Source organism: Pantoea sp. CTOTU50773 (assembly GCF_032082325.1).
In the GTDB taxonomy this organism is placed as follows: domain Bacteria; phylum Pseudomonadota; class Gammaproteobacteria; order Enterobacterales; family Enterobacteriaceae; genus Pantoea; species Pantoea communis.
In genome coordinates this window covers 1-13,286 of sequence record NZ_DAMDQC010000121.1, presented here as the reverse complement: position 1 = coordinate 13,286, position 13,286 = coordinate 1, and the positions used below count along the sequence as shown (strand labels likewise).

Here is a 13,286-nt window from a genome sequence, read left to right as displayed (position 1 = left end):
CCTGCTGAGCCGTCTGCGTTGCCGCTTTGCCGTCTCAGTGGTGGCGCATTATAGGCAGGTTCTGAGGAAGCGCAAGGGCAATTTTCAAGTTTTTATTCGTTCGCTTGAAAATTGCACAAAACCGCCTAAATCAGCCCTTTTTAATGCGTCCAGGCAGCTCTGACAGGCTGTTAAGCACCCAATCTGCTGCATTTTCGCCTTCAGCGGTGACCGGCTTACCAGTACGCACCAGCACTTTCGTGCCCACACCTGCTGCTGCAGCTGCCTGCATATCTTCTATTTTGTCACCTACCATATAAGAAGCAGTCATATCGATGTTCAGATGCTTCTGCGCAGAGAGCAGCATACCCGGCTGCGGCTTACGGCAATCACATACCTGGCGATACTCTTCTACAGTTGCATCTGGCAGATGAGGACAGAAATAGATGCCATCAAGATCGACATCACGATCCGCCAGCGACCAATCCATCCATTCGGTGAGCTGCATAAACTGGTCTTCGGTAAACATGCCGCGCGCAATACCGGACTGGTTGGTCACCAGTACCAGCGCGAAGCCCATCTTCTTTAGCACCTGTAACGCTTCAATGGTGCCATCGATGAATTCAAAATTATCGATTTCGTGAACATAACCATGATCGACATTCAGGGTGCCATCACGATCCAGGAAAATAGCGGGGACTTTATTCGACACGTAGAAACTCCTGCTGCAAATAATGCCGCACAGTATCGCATGATTGCATATATAGAGAGAATGGCAGATTGAATGACTTCGATTGATTTAGCCGTCTGGATGCCTTAACATCCATCCAAATTTCACGCAGCGCAATCGCGTGAAACCCGATACACCACGGACAACGCAACACGATAACTATTAAACTAATGATTAAACTCGAAAACATTACCAAAGTGTTCCAGCAAGGTTCACGCACCATTCAGGCGCTTTCCAACGTCAGCCTGCATGTGCCTGCTGGACAGATTTATGGCGTCATCGGTTCTTCCGGTGCCGGTAAAAGTACGCTGATCCGCTGCGTTAACTTGCTTGAGCGTCCAACATCAGGACGCGTTCTGGTTGATGGTCAGGATTTGACTGCCCTCTCCTCCTCAAAACTGACGCTGACACGCCGTCAGATTGGCATGATTTTCCAGCACTTCAATCTAATGAACTCACGTACCGTAGCCGGTAACGTTGCGCTGCCGCTTGAATTGGGCGACCTGTCACGTGAGCAGATTAAAAACCGCGTAACTGAACTGCTGGAGTTAGTTGGACTGGCGGACAAGCACGACAGCTGGCCTGCGAATCTTTCGGGTGGACAAAAACAGCGTGTGGCGATTGCGCGTGCGCTGGCCACGAATCCAAAAGTTTTGCTGTGCGACGAAGCCACCAGCGCCCTCGACCCAGCAACCACGCGTTCCATTTTAGAGTTACTGAAAGACATCAACCGCCGTCTGGGGATCACTATTCTGCTGATCACTCATGAGATGGATGTGGTGAAACGCATCTGCGATCAGGTTGCTGTTATCAGTAATGGCGAACTGATTGAGAAAGACAGCGTCAGTGAAGTGTTCTCACATCCTAAAACGCCACTGGCTCAGCAATTCATTCAATCGACGCTGCATCTGGATATCCCAGACGATTACCAGCAACGTATGACACCGCAAGCCACAGCTGAAAGCGTCCCGCTGTTGCGTCTGGAGTTCACCGGCAAATCAGTAGATGCGCCGCTGCTGTCAGAAGCTGCTCGTCGCTTCAATGTGAATAACAACATCATCAGTGCCCAGATGGATTATGCCGGCGGCGTGAAGTTCGGCATCATGCTGGCCGAGATGGATGGCAGTGAAACAGACACACAGGCAGCGATTGCCTGGCTGAAAGAAAATCATGTGAAAGTAGAGGTACTGGGTTATGTCTGAAGCGATGCTGTGGTTACTGACGCGTGGCGTCTGGGAAACGCTGATGATGACCTTCGTCTCTGGTTTCTTTGGTTTTGTACTCGGCCTGCCCGTCGGCGTGCTGCTGTATGTCACTCGCCCAGGGCAAATTCTGGCCAATGGCACACTCTATCGCGTGCTCTCAGCGGTGGTGAATATCTTCCGTTCAATCCCCTTCATTATATTACTGGTGTGGATGATTCCTTTCACGCGCATGATTGTCGGCACCTCCATTGGTTTGCAGGCTGCAATCGTGCCACTGACAGTCGGCGCCGCACCTTTCATTGCGCGCATGGTCGAGAATGCGCTGTTAGAGTTGCCAACCGGTTTAATCGAAGCCTCACGCGCGATGGGCGCGACTCCCCTGCAGATCGTACGTAAAGTGCTGCTGCCAGAAGCCCTGCCTGGTCTGGTGAATGCCGCTACAATTACTCTGATTACGCTGGTCGGCTATTCCGCCATGGGTGGCGCGGTCGGCGCAGGTGGCTTGGGTCAGATTGGCTATCAGTATGGTTACATTGGTTATAACGCCACTGTGATGAATACTGTGCTGATTTTGCTGGTTGTTCTGGTGTATCTCATTCAATTCTGTGGCGACCGCATTGTCCGTGCTGTGTCACATAAATAAGTAAACAACATCAATAGTCCTCTATTAAGGAAGGGATATGTCTTTCACATTTAAGAAGATTGCCGCTGTGGGTGCTCTGATTGGCGCAATTGCGCTGGCAGGATGCGATCAGAAAGCTAAAGACCCAAACCACATCAAAGTGGGTGTGATTGTCGGTGCTGAGCAGCAGGTTGCTGAAACCGCAGTGAAGGTCGCTAAAGAGAAATACGGTCTGGATGTTGAGCTGGTGACCTTTAACGATTACGTGCTGCCGAACGAAGCATTAAGCAAAGGCGATATCGATGTTAACGCCTTCCAGCATAAGCCTTATCTGGATCAGCAGATCAAAGACCGTGGCTATAAGCTTGTGCCAGTGGGTAACACCTTCGTTTATCCGATTGCTGGCTATTCAAAGAAAATCAAATCATTGGATGAACTGCAAAACGGTGCACAGGTTGCGATTCCTAACGATCCAACCAACCTCGGTCGTTCACTGCTGCTGCTGCAGAAAGTCGGCCTGATCAAACTGAAAGATGGCGTGGGCCTGCTGCCAACCTCTCTGGATATTGTTGAGAACCCTAAAAACCTGAAGATTGTTGAGCTGGAAGCGCCACAGCTTCCACGTTCACTGGACGATCAGCAGATTGCGCTGGCGGTGATTAACACCACTTACGCCAGCCAGATTGGCCTGACACCTGCGAAAGATGGCATCTTTGTCGAAGATAAAGATTCTCCTTACGTGAACCTGATCGTTAGCCGTGAAGATAATAAAGATGCGGAAAACGTGAAGAAATTTGTTCAGGCATATCAGTCTGATGAAGTTTCTGAAGCCGCGAACAAAATCTTCAACGGTGGTGCAGTTAAAGGCTGGTAATTTTCGCCTTTGATGCCATCCAGGGCGGCTTCGGCCGCCCTTTCTTTTTGCTGACTTGTTATTTAATCCCGTCCTTGTTTCAATAACGCCACTTTTTACTACTGAGGATGTTGCCATGCGTTTTTTACCGCTCTGCTTGTTAGCATTGATGCTAACCGGGTGTGTCCGTGAATATCACCCAATAAGCAGTGCTCCCGCCCGCCCGCAACCATCATCCAGCGAACCAGAACGTAAGCCTGCTCCACGTCCTGCACCGGTAAAAATTTATACCGATGCCACCGATCTGGTCAGTAATCCGTTCCGCGATCTGGGCGAAGTCTCTGCCGATGATTGCCAAAGCAGCAGCCAGGATTCGCCACCGAATATCAATACCGCGCGTAAGCGCCTGCAGATTAAAGCAGCCGGGATGAAAGCGAACGCGATATTGCTGCATAAATGCGAAATCGTCACCAGCACGCCGGGCTGTTATCGTCAGGCGATTTGCCAGGGCTCAGCACTGAAAGTTTCCAATCAATGAGTGATTTTGCCTTTGCGCAAATCGGCGTCATTCGTTCGCCGTGGAAAGAAAAATTTGCCGTACCGCGCCAGCCTGGGCTAGTTCAGGATGGCGGCGGCGAGTTGCATCTCCTGCCGCCTTATAATCAGCCAGAAGCGGTGCGCGGGCTTGAAGCCTTCAGCCATCTTTGGGTGCTGTTTGTTTTCCATCAGACCATGGAAGGCGGTTGGCGCCCAACCGTGCGCCCTCCTCGCTTAGGCGGCAACGCACGCATGGGAGTCTTCGCCACCCGATCCACCTTTCGCCCTAACCCCATCGGCATGTCGCTGGTCGAATTGAAAGGCATTCGATGTGAAAAGCAGCAGGTGATTCTGCAACTCGGTAGTCTGGATTTAGTCGATGGCACACCGGTAGTCGATATCAAACCCTACCTGCCGTTTGCTGAAGCCCTGCCCGATGCCCGCGCCGGCTTCGCGCAGAGCGCACCGGATGCCACCATGCCCGTGCGTTTCTCTGCTCTGGCGCAAAACCAAATCCAGCAGCAGAACAACTATCCCCATCTGGCACGTTTTATCGCTGACGTTTTAGCGCAGGATCCCCGCCCCGCTTACCGTAAAGGTGAAGCGGAAGATCGTGAATATGCTGCCTGGCTACTCGACTTTAACGTGCGCTGGCGTATCGATGAGATCGGCACAGAAGTGATCGCTCTCGATCCACGCTAAAACAAGCTTTTGAGTGAATGATCTCGCTGGTACACTAGCCGCCAGAAAATTTTTTGTCCGTGTCCTTCCGTACAACTGGAATCGTAATCAATGCGTACTACTCAATATCTGCTCTCTACTCTGAAAGAGACGCCATCCGATGCGGAAGTGATCAGCCACCAGCTGATGCTGCGCGCCGGTATGATCCGTAAACTGGCTTCTGGTCTTTATACCTGGCTGCCGACCGGTGTTCGCGTGCTGCGAAAAGTTGAAAACATCGTACGCGAAGAGATGAACAACGCGGGTGCGATTGAGATCTCCATGCCGGTGGTTCAGCCTGCCGATTTATGGGAAGAGAGCGGCCGTTGGGAGCAGTACGGCCCAGAACTGCTGCGCATTAAAGATCGCCACGAGCGTCCATTCGTGTTAGGTCCAACTCACGAAGAAGTGGTCACCGATTTGATCCGCAACGAGCTGAGCTCGTACAAGCAGCTGCCGCTGAATCTGTATCAAATCCAGACCAAATTCCGTGACGAAGTGCGCCCTCGTTTTGGTGTGATGCGCTCACGTGAGTTCATCATGAAAGATGCATACTCCTTCCACACCTCACAGGAATCCTTACAGGAAACCTATGATGCAATGTATCGCGCTTACAGCCAGAGCTTCAGCCGTATGGGGCTGGATTTCCGTGCGGTGCAAGCGGATACCGGTTCGATTGGCGGTAGCGGCTCTCACGAATTCCAGGTGCTGGCGCAGAGCGGTGAAGATGATGTGATCTTCTCCAGCGAATCCGATTACGCCGCTAACATCGAAAAAGCCGAAGCACTGGCGCCAGCGGGCGAACGTCCGGCTGCGACTCAGGCGATGACGCAGTTCGCGACGCCAAATGCCAAAACGATTGCCGAATTGGTTGAGCAACATCAGATCCCGGTAGAAAAAACCGTGAAAACGCTGATTGTGAAAGGTGCGGAAGAGAGCGGCCATGCGCTGGTTGCCTTGTTGGTTCGCGGCGATCATGAACTCAACGAAATCAAAGCCGAGCATCTGGATATCGTTGCCTCTCCGCTGGAGATGGGCAGCGAAGAAGCGATTCGCGCCGCCGTTGGCGCAGGTTTTGGTTCTATCGGCCCGGTTGGTCTAAGCATGCCTGTGATTGCTGACCGCACCGTTGCCAAGATGAGCGATTTCTCTGCAGGCGCCAACATTGATGGTCAGCACTTTGCCGGCATCAACTGGCTGCGCGATCTGCCAGAAGCGCGCGTAGAAGATATCCGTAACGTGGTTGAAGGCGATCCAAGCCCGGATGGCAAAGGCACGCTGCAAATCAAACGTGGTATCGAAGTCGGTCACATCTTCCAGCTGGGTACCAAGTACTCTGACGCAATGAAAGCGGCAGTACAGGGTGAAGAGGGCCGCAACCAGATCATGACCATGGGTTGCTACGGCATTGGTATCACCCGTGTTGTCGCCGCGGCCATTGAGCAGAACCATGACGAACGCGGCATCATCTGGCCAGCCGCGCTGGCACCGTTCGAAGTGGCGATTTTGCCAATGAACATGCAGAAATCGTTCCGTGTGAAAGAGTTGGCTGAAGAGCTTTACAGCCAGCTGCGTGCCAAAGGCATTGATGTGATTCTGGATGACCGCAAAGAGCGCCCAGGCGTGATGTTCGCTGATATGGAACTGATTGGCGTGCCACATACTATCGTCATCGGTGACCGTAACCTCGATAACGAAGAGATCGAGTACAAGTCGCGTTCATCCAGCGAGAAGCAAATGATCAAACAACACGATATTGTCGAGTTCCTGGCAAAAGCGCTGAACAAGTAAGACTAAAACGCCTCCAGCTGGAGGCGTTTTTCATTGCACTTTTCCCCGCATCGCTTTCACATTACTGCGCCGTGATTTCCCCTCGAGCCGCCGCTCTTTAGATGCACGCGTGGGTCGTGTCGCCCGCCGGGTTTTTTCCATCGTGGTTAACTCACGAATCAGATTGATCAGCCGCTGCAGGGCCGCCTCGCGATTCATTTCCTGGCTGCGATACTCCTGAGATTTGATGATCACCACGCCTTCTGTCGTAATCAAATGGTGGCTCGCAGCCAATAGGCGTTCCTTGTAGAACGGTGGCAGCGAAGAGGCATGGATATCAAAACGCAGATGGATAGCAGTAGACGTTTTATTCACATGCTGCCCGCCCGCACCTTGTGCACGAATGGCACTGAGCTCGACCTCGTTGTCTGCAAGTGAAACTGAACGCGACAGCACGATCATCTGTCACCTGCCTTTAAGAACGATGTTGTGTCGCGGAATAACCTGTTCATCAACTTAACCTTTTGTGCGCCGCCTTCCTGCTTAAGGCCAGCGCTGTGTGTCACTTTTACACTTTTCTTTGTACAGATCGCGGCTTCCCCTGGCTGATTTCCATGAAAATCCTGTGATATAGTCGCTTATCAACCAGAGTATTTAAGCTCTGCTGAGGAGGTGTATGTGCAAAAGTATTGTGAGTTAGTTCGCCAGAAGTATGCCGAAATCGGCAGTGGCGACCTGGGGTATGTGCCAGACGCGATAGGTTGCGCGCTAAACGCACTCAACGATATTGCCGCTAATTCTGCGCTAAACTCTTCTGTCAGGGAACAAGCAGCTTATGCTGCTTCTAACTTATTGGTGAGCGACTATGTTGACGAATGAAGCCTACAAACCCATCAACTGCGATGACTACGATAGCCTCGAGCTCGCCTGCACCAAACACTGGACGCTGTCTTTGGAGTTAAAAAACGGCGATCAGCTTAAGGCGAAAGCCGTTGACATGGTCTCACGTAAAAACGTGGAGTACCTGACGGTCGATCTCTCCGGTGAAACCCGCGAACTGCGTCTTGACCATATCGCCAGCTTCAGTCATCCCGAGCTGGGCACCGTCATCGTTAGCGAAGACGAATAACTACCACATTCGGGCGGGAATGCTATCCCGCCCCCCTCGCTTACGGCTTCAGCGAACTGTAATACGCCGATAAATCTTCCATATCCTGATCGCTCAATCCTGCCACAAACGCTTTCATCACTTCTGCCTGACCACCGCTACGCTCCCCTTTTTTATATGCCTGCAAGGAGTGCAGCAGGTAAGGCGCATGTTGCCCGGCAAGATTGGGATAAAGCGGCACAGCACTTTTCCCTTCCGCACCATGACACGCCAGGCAGGTTGCTGCTTTTTGCGCGCCTGCATTCACATCGCCGTCGGCAAAAGCCGGCAACGCTGCGGCCAGCAATGCTGCCGCCATCCAGTGTTTCATCATTGCTCTCCATCTTATTGTTGTTGTAACCAGATCGCTTGCCAGCCTTGCTCATGACTGGCCGCACCTTCGTGGGTGACAAAGATTCCCGGTGCACAGATCAGCGTCTGGTTGTAGTAAATCAAGGGGATACGCTCCCGCTGCCAGGGTGGCACACCTAATTCCTGCCACAATTTTTTTATCTCGCGGCCTCCGGCGCGGCCCAGCAGATGATAATAGCCGCTGGCCTGAAAACGAACGTTGATCGATTCGTCCTCGGTGGGATGACGCAAGGTGGCGATCGCCGGGTTTGCCTGTAATACGCCTAAATTCTCGGGCAGCCGCAGCAGTTGTTCACGATCATGCCAGGTTAGCGAGTGCTGACTCAGCGATGCATGCGCGTTAAGCCAATACAGCCGCTGTCGATACCGGCGGAGTGTAAAGGCAGCAAAACTCAGGCTGGGATTGGCATCTTCACGGCTACACATCACTTCATCGGTGATACGTTTTAAGGCATCACGTGAAGGCATCGCGCCGCCCTGCTGTGCAATCCAGCGACGCAAAAGCGCATGGCGCCGCGCTTCGCTCATCGTCAGCAATGGCGGAAAATGCAGTGCGCCCTGTTCATCAGTGAGCTGGGCCAACTGTTCTGCCAGCAGTTCATCCAGCAATTGTTCCTGCTCACCACACAACGCGGCACTGCGGGCGCTGGCGGCGCTAAAATGTGGCCAGCGCGTCTGCAGCAACGGCAGAATGTCCTGACGAAGAAAATTACGGTCATAGCGGCTGTCGGCGTTACTTTCATCCTCGATCCAGCGTAAGCGGTGCTCCGTCGCATAGGTTTCGAGTTGCTGACGACTGATATCCAGCAACGGGCGCAGGTGCGAATGTTTTCCCACCTGACGCTGGATGGGCATCGCCGCCAATCCTGCTGGACCACTGCCCCTTTTTAACGCCAACAACAGCGTTTCACACTGATCGTCAAGGTGCTGAGCCGTAAGTAAGTGCTCACCGGGTTGCAGCTGTTGCAATAACGCCTGATAGCGTGCTTCACGGGCCGCCGCCTCAATGCCCTTTACACGACCATCCACCTGAACGCGCAACACTTCGCAGGGAATCTGCCACTGCTGACAGATTTGCAGGCAATGTGACGCCCAGCGCTCCGCATTTGGGCTTAATCCATGATGGACGTGCAACGCGCGCACCTGCAGCTGTGGCATCAGGCGTTGCCAACTCACCAGCTGATGCAGCAGTACGGTGGAATCCAACCCGCCACTGAACGCCAGCACACAGCGGGCGTCGGGTTTCAGTAACGAAGCAAGATGGGAAAAGGACATAGCGTAATCCGTCAACGCGAACCGCCTGATTGCGGCCCGCAGCGGTGGCTAGTTTACGCTTGATACAGCTCCAGCGGCAAACCGTCTGGATCCGGAAAGAAAGTGCACGCTTTGCCAGTCAGGGCATCAATGCGGATGGGTTCGCACACCACGCCTTTCGCAGCCAACGCGGCAATCGACTGTTCAACATCATCAACACAAAACGCCAGATGACGCAGACCGCAGGCTTCCGGCCCACTGACGCGTGGCGGCGGCGAGGGGAACGAGAACAGTTCGATGGTATAAACCCCGTTCAGTCCCAGATCGCCTTTCCACGAATCACGCTCGGCGCGGTAATACTCACCCAGCAAATCAAAACCTAACACGTCACAGTAAAACGCCTTACTGCGCTGATAATCGGTGGCAATAATGGCAATGTGGTGGATCTGTTTTATCTGCAGCATAGCGGCTCCTAAAGAATCAGCCGCTAAGCCTACGTGCTCGGTAGCGCGCTGAAAAGAGGCAATTGTCCGAAGTTAACGGCTGTTTTCCTCACGGAGCACGCGCACCAGATAGCGCCCATCGTCGGTGAGCGTTGCACCATGGATATCGGTTTCAAATCCAGGATAGTGCCGTCCAATCGTGCAGAGCATCAGCAGAAAATCGAGCACCGCGCGACTCTCCTCCGTGATCATCTCGCCCGGCATCACCAACGGCACGCCCGGTGGATAAGGCAGAATCATGTTGGCAGAGACCCGGCCCACTAACTCACGGATATCGACGGTTTCGACTTGCCCCTGCACCTGGCGCTGGAAGGCCTGATGCGGCGTCATTTTTGATTCAGGTAAAACGTCGAAAGCCTTAAGCATCAGGCGTTGCAGATCGTGTTGTCGAATCAGATTATGAATGCCCTGCGCCAATGTCTGGATGCGCATATTACGATAGAAATCGGGATCTTCGGCATAGAGATCCGGCAGCATGTTTTTCACCCGCAAATTAAGATCGTAGGCGCGTTTGAATTCAGTCAGACCACGCAACACGCTCATGGCTTTGGTTTTATCGATGCCGATGCTGAACAGGAACAGCAAATTGTACGGACCGGTCTTCTCTACCACCACGCCGCGCTGATCGAGGAACTTCGCCACCAGCGCCGCCGGAATGCCTTCATCCGCCATTTTCCCCAATTCACTCATTCCGGGTGTCAGGATGGTGACTTTGATCGGATCGAGGTACATGTGATCACGATCGGCATGGGTGAATCCATGCCAGTCCTCTTCGCCTGGCTGGATCGGCCAGCACTCAGCTTCATCGATCTGCTCAGGCTGCCAGATGTCGAAGAACCAGCCATCGCACTCTTCACGCAGTCGCTGAATCTCAAGACGGAAGTGCAAAGCGCGCTCAACTGAGCGATTGATCAATCGCTTTCCCGGATTACCGCGCAGCATCGCCGCCGCCGTTTCGATCGATGAGACAATCGCGTAACTCGGCGATGTGGTGGTGTGCATCATGTAGGCTTCATTAAAGGTGTCGTGGTCGTAATCACCTTTGATGTGAATCAGCGAGGCCTGCGAAAACGCCGCCAGCAGTTTGTGCGTTGACTGCGTTTCATAAATCACTTTGCCGGGAATACGCTCCCCGCTCATACCACTTTTGCCGCTGTAGATGGGATGAAAGTTGGTATACGGCACCCAAGCCGAATCGAAATGAATCGACGGCACATCCAGCGTCTCTTTGATGTACTGGGTGTTATACAACAGGCCATCGTAAGTGGAGTTGGTGATGACGGCATGCACCGGCCAACTGGCGCGTGGTGTCTGATTAACTTTCTGCTGAATGCCGTCGCGTGTGAATTCCCGCTGCGGGATCCCCCCTAGAATGCCCAGCGCATTACGCGTAGGCTTGAGCCAAATCGGGATGATGTCGCTCATCATCAGCAAATGGGTGAGTGATTTGTGGCAGTTACGGTCAATCAGCACCGTACTTCCTGCGGGTGCAGCGTACATCCCAACAATTTTGTTTGAGGTTGAGGTGCCATTGGTCACCATATAGCTTTGTTCAGCGCCAAAAGTACGCGCCACATACTCTTCTGCTTCGAGGTGCGGGCCGGTGTGATCGAGCAGAGACCCCAGTTCGGTGACGGAGATGGAGACATCCGCCTTGAGCGTGTTTGCACCAAAGAAGTCATAGAACAGGCTGCCCACCGGGCTTTTCTGGAAGGCGGTGCCGCCCATGTGGCCCTGCGTACAGAAGGTGTATTTGCCCTCTTTCACATAGGTGAATAGCGCCTTGGTGAGCGGCGGCATGATTTTATCGATGTACTCATCGGTGTACTGCCGAATGTGTAATGCGATGTCGTCAGCGGCATTGAGCGCGTACTCAAAGAATTGCAGCGCCATGCGCATTTCGTTAATGCTGACATCCATCTGCGAATGGGTGTTAATAAAGGCATACAGCGGCAGATATTCGTTGAGCTGGTTGATGTCGCTACACAGCGCCAGACTGTAATCGTCCCAGTCAAAAACCACGCCGCAGATACGCGGGTTGTGTTCTATCAGTTTCAGCAGGTCGCTGGCATTGTTGGGATAGACGGTCTGGAACCCTTGCAGCTTGAGGGCTGCGTCCAGTTCACGAATCGGTTCATCTTTGTAGAACGCGCCGTGCGGTCCCATGATCGCGATAATATTCAATGCTCACCTCCTGTGGTGTTATGGCACTGAATAAGGATAGCGAAAAGTGAGAGGTGAATGTTCTGGAATGCGGTGTTGTTGTTTAGGGGGGATTGCTGTTAATTGGGTGCGAGGGCCAGAAAAGGCCAGCCCGATCGCAAAGGAACAACGCATCCATGCAGATCGGCCGGGCCGTCCATGGCCCGGACGCTTTGCTCTTCGGGCTGGCCTTCTCAGCCCGGTTAGAACGTCATGGCTGACCAATTCATCGTCGTCTGTTTGATCCCACTCAATATTCAGGTGAGTTCATGATTGAATGAGCACCTTGATAATAAAAAGGTTTTTTTGGCTGATTAGATTCTCTTTACTGCCCAATGCATAGCAGTTTGAACGATCTCGCTCGGTAATCAGCTGGCATAAAAAAAGCGGACCGGAGTCCGCTTCTCTTCATGCACAGGCTGGCTTACGCGTAGCCATAGCTCATCAGGCGCTGATAACGACGGTTAAGCAGCTCTTCCGTGCTCAACACGTCGAGATCGGCCAGATCCGCCAGCAGTTGCTTTTTCAAGCTTGCCGCCATATCCACTGGTTGACGATGCGCGCCGCCCAATGGTTCAGGGATGATCGAGTCGATCAGCTTCAGCTCTTTCAGGCGATCGGCGGTGATGCCCATCGCTTCCGCAGCCAATGGCGCTTTATCAGCGCTTTTCCACAGAATAGAAGCACAGCCTTCCGGTGAAATCACCGAGTAGGTGCTGTACTGCAGCATGTTCACTTTGTCGCCCACGCCAATTGCCAGCGCACCACCGGAACCGCCTTCGCCAATCACGGTACAAATGACCGGAATTTTCAGACCTGACATTTCACGCAGGTTGCGTGCGATGGCTTCTGATTGTCCACGCTCTTCGGCGCCCACACCAGGGTATGCACCCGGGGTGTCGATGAAGGTGATCAGTGGCATTTTGAAGCGTTCAGCCATTTCCATCAGTCGCAGCGCTTTACGATAGCCTTCTGGTGCTGGCATACCGAAGTTACGACGGATTTTCTCTTTGGTTTCACGGCCTTTCTGATGGCCAATGACCATCACCGGACGACCATCAAGACGGGCAATACCGCCGACAATCGCTTTGTCATCGGCATAAGCGCGGTCGCCAGCCAACTCATCGAAATCATCAAACGCGTTGCGGACATAGTCCAGCGTGTAAGGGCGCAGCGGGTGACGCGCGAGCTGCGCAACCTGCCATGCACCTAAATCGGAGAAGATTTTACGTGTCAGCTCAACGCTTTTTTCGCGCAGACGCTGCACTTCTTCATCCAGATTAATATCGTGTTTCTCATCCGAACGGCCAATTGACTTCAGCGAGTCGATTTTCGCTTCCAGTTCTGCGATTGGCTGTTCAAAATCCAGGTAATTAAGACTCATAATGTTCC

15 protein-coding genes are annotated in these 13,286 nt (G+C 52.9%); 8 read left to right on the top strand and 7 right to left on the bottom strand.

All coding sequences use genetic code 11. From position 1 onward, the window contains the following. Positions 1-130: 130 nt before the first annotated feature. Complete coding sequence (gene gmhB / locus RT340_RS16985; RefSeq protein ID WP_097118398.1) at positions 131-691, bottom strand: D-glycero-beta-D-manno-heptose 1,7-bisphosphate 7-phosphatase; 561 nt, start codon at positions 689-691, stop codon at positions 131-133. 188 nt (positions 692-879) lie between these two features. On the opposite strand from gmhB, the gene metN reads away from it, so the two are divergent. The 6 genes from metN to proS all read left to right on the top strand — a co-directional run bounded on the left by metN (position 880) and on the right by proS (position 6,437). After that, a complete protein-coding gene (gene metN, locus RT340_RS16980) occupies positions 880-1,911 on the top strand; it encodes a methionine ABC transporter ATP-binding protein MetN (RefSeq protein WP_097118397.1) in 1,032 nt (343 codons plus the stop codon). Next, positions 1,904-2,557: a methionine ABC transporter permease MetI gene (locus RT340_RS16975; protein WP_034829428.1), complete on the top strand. Its 654-nt coding sequence runs from the start codon at positions 1,904-1,906 to the stop codon at positions 2,555-2,557. Before metN ends, RT340_RS16975 begins: the two co-directional genes overlap by 8 nt. A 37-nt stretch (positions 2,558-2,594) precedes the next feature. Then, positions 2,595-3,410 (top strand): MetQ/NlpA family lipoprotein, encoded by an 816-nt coding sequence (locus tag RT340_RS16970; RefSeq protein WP_034829430.1) that lies wholly within the window; start codon positions 2,595-2,597, stop codon positions 3,408-3,410. Positions 3,411-3,525: 115 nt separating this feature from the next. After that, a complete protein-coding gene (gene rcsF, locus RT340_RS16965; RefSeq protein WP_058962053.1) occupies positions 3,526-3,927 on the top strand; it encodes an Rcs stress response system protein RcsF in 402 nt (133 codons plus the stop codon). Further along, positions 3,924-4,628: a tRNA (N6-threonylcarbamoyladenosine(37)-N6)-methyltransferase TrmO gene (gene tsaA / locus RT340_RS16960; RefSeq protein ID WP_097118396.1), complete on the top strand. Its 705-nt coding sequence runs from the start codon at positions 3,924-3,926 to the stop codon at positions 4,626-4,628. The genes rcsF and tsaA overlap by 4 nt, the downstream gene beginning before the upstream one ends. A gap of 90 nt (positions 4,629-4,718) precedes the next feature. After that, positions 4,719-6,437, top strand: coding sequence for a proline--tRNA ligase (gene proS / locus RT340_RS16955; RefSeq protein ID WP_097118395.1), 1,719 nt, complete (start codon positions 4,719-4,721; stop codon positions 6,435-6,437). Positions 6,438-6,467: 30 nt separating this feature from the next. Here proS and arfB read toward each other — a convergent pair whose 3' ends face one another. Beyond that, complete coding sequence (arfB, locus tag RT340_RS16950; RefSeq protein WP_097118394.1) at positions 6,468-6,878, bottom strand: alternative ribosome rescue aminoacyl-tRNA hydrolase ArfB; 411 nt, start codon at positions 6,876-6,878, stop codon at positions 6,468-6,470. 216 nt (positions 6,879-7,094) lie between these two features. Here arfB and RT340_RS16945 point away from each other — a divergent pair, with 216 nt between their 5' ends. Both RT340_RS16945 and rof read left to right on the top strand, forming a co-directional pair. Further along, positions 7,095-7,295, top strand: coding sequence for a YaeP family protein (locus RT340_RS16945; RefSeq protein WP_211729112.1), 201 nt, complete (start codon positions 7,095-7,097; stop codon positions 7,293-7,295). Then, entirely contained in the window at positions 7,282-7,545 is a 264-nt protein-coding gene (rof, locus tag RT340_RS16940) for a Rho-binding antiterminator (protein ID WP_038648888.1), read from the top strand. Before RT340_RS16945 ends, rof begins: the two co-directional genes overlap by 14 nt. Before the next feature lie 40 nt (positions 7,546-7,585). Here the strand turns inward: rof and RT340_RS16935 are convergent, their stop codons facing one another. The 5 genes from RT340_RS16935 to accA all read right to left on the bottom strand — a co-directional run bounded on the left by RT340_RS16935 (position 7,586) and on the right by accA (position 13,278). Next, positions 7,586-7,894: a c-type cytochrome gene (locus RT340_RS16935; RefSeq protein WP_034829444.1), complete on the bottom strand. Its 309-nt coding sequence runs from the start codon at positions 7,892-7,894 to the stop codon at positions 7,586-7,588. A 14-nt stretch (positions 7,895-7,908) separates the two neighbouring features. Further along, positions 7,909-9,210, bottom strand: coding sequence for a tRNA lysidine(34) synthetase TilS (tilS, locus tag RT340_RS16930; protein ID WP_182057906.1), 1,302 nt, complete (start codon positions 9,208-9,210; stop codon positions 7,909-7,911). A 53-nt stretch (positions 9,211-9,263) separates the two neighbouring features. After that, entirely contained in the window at positions 9,264-9,653 is a 390-nt protein-coding gene (locus RT340_RS16925; RefSeq protein WP_058962058.1) for a VOC family protein, read from the bottom strand. A 72-nt stretch (positions 9,654-9,725) separates the two neighbouring features. Then, positions 9,726-11,876 (bottom strand): lysine decarboxylase LdcC, encoded by a 2,151-nt coding sequence (locus RT340_RS16920; protein ID WP_313377280.1) that lies wholly within the window; start codon positions 11,874-11,876, stop codon positions 9,726-9,728. A 442-nt stretch (positions 11,877-12,318) separates the two neighbouring features. Continuing rightward, positions 12,319-13,278 (bottom strand): acetyl-CoA carboxylase carboxyl transferase subunit alpha, encoded by a 960-nt coding sequence (accA, locus tag RT340_RS16915; RefSeq protein WP_034829454.1) that lies wholly within the window; start codon positions 13,276-13,278, stop codon positions 12,319-12,321. Between the last annotated feature and the right edge of the window lie 8 nt (positions 13,279-13,286).

What these genes read in the sequence shown, in the direction of transcription:
- metN (WP_097118397.1), top strand. Translation starts at nt 880, where the DNA reads ATGATTAAACTCGAAAACATTACCAAAGTGTTCCAGCAAGGTTCACGC.
- RT340_RS16975 (WP_034829428.1), top strand. Translation starts at nt 1,904, where the DNA reads ATGTCTGAAGCGATGCTGTGGTTACTGACGCGTGGCGTCTGGGAAACG.
- RT340_RS16970 (WP_034829430.1), top strand. Translation starts at nt 2,595, where the DNA reads ATGTCTTTCACATTTAAGAAGATTGCCGCTGTGGGTGCTCTGATTGGC.
- rcsF (WP_058962053.1), top strand. Translation starts at nt 3,526, where the DNA reads ATGCGTTTTTTACCGCTCTGCTTGTTAGCATTGATGCTAACCGGGTGT.
- tsaA (WP_097118396.1), top strand. Translation starts at nt 3,924, where the DNA reads ATGAGTGATTTTGCCTTTGCGCAAATCGGCGTCATTCGTTCGCCGTGG.
- proS (WP_097118395.1), top strand. Translation starts at nt 4,719, where the DNA reads ATGCGTACTACTCAATATCTGCTCTCTACTCTGAAAGAGACGCCATCC.
- arfB (WP_097118394.1), bottom strand. Translation starts at nt 6,878, where the DNA reads ATGATCGTGCTGTCGCGTTCAGTTTCACTTGCAGACAACGAGGTCGAG.
- rof (WP_038648888.1), top strand. Translation starts at nt 7,282, where the DNA reads ATGTTGACGAATGAAGCCTACAAACCCATCAACTGCGATGACTACGAT.
- RT340_RS16935 (WP_034829444.1), bottom strand. Translation starts at nt 7,894, where the DNA reads ATGAAACACTGGATGGCGGCAGCATTGCTGGCCGCAGCGTTGCCGGCT.
- tilS (WP_182057906.1), bottom strand. Translation starts at nt 9,210, where the DNA reads ATGTCCTTTTCCCATCTTGCTTCGTTACTGAAACCCGACGCCCGCTGT.
- RT340_RS16925 (WP_058962058.1), bottom strand. Translation starts at nt 9,653, where the DNA reads ATGCTGCAGATAAAACAGATCCACCACATTGCCATTATTGCCACCGAT.
- accA (WP_034829454.1), bottom strand. Translation starts at nt 13,278, where the DNA reads ATGAGTCTTAATTACCTGGATTTTGAACAGCCAATCGCAGAACTGGAA.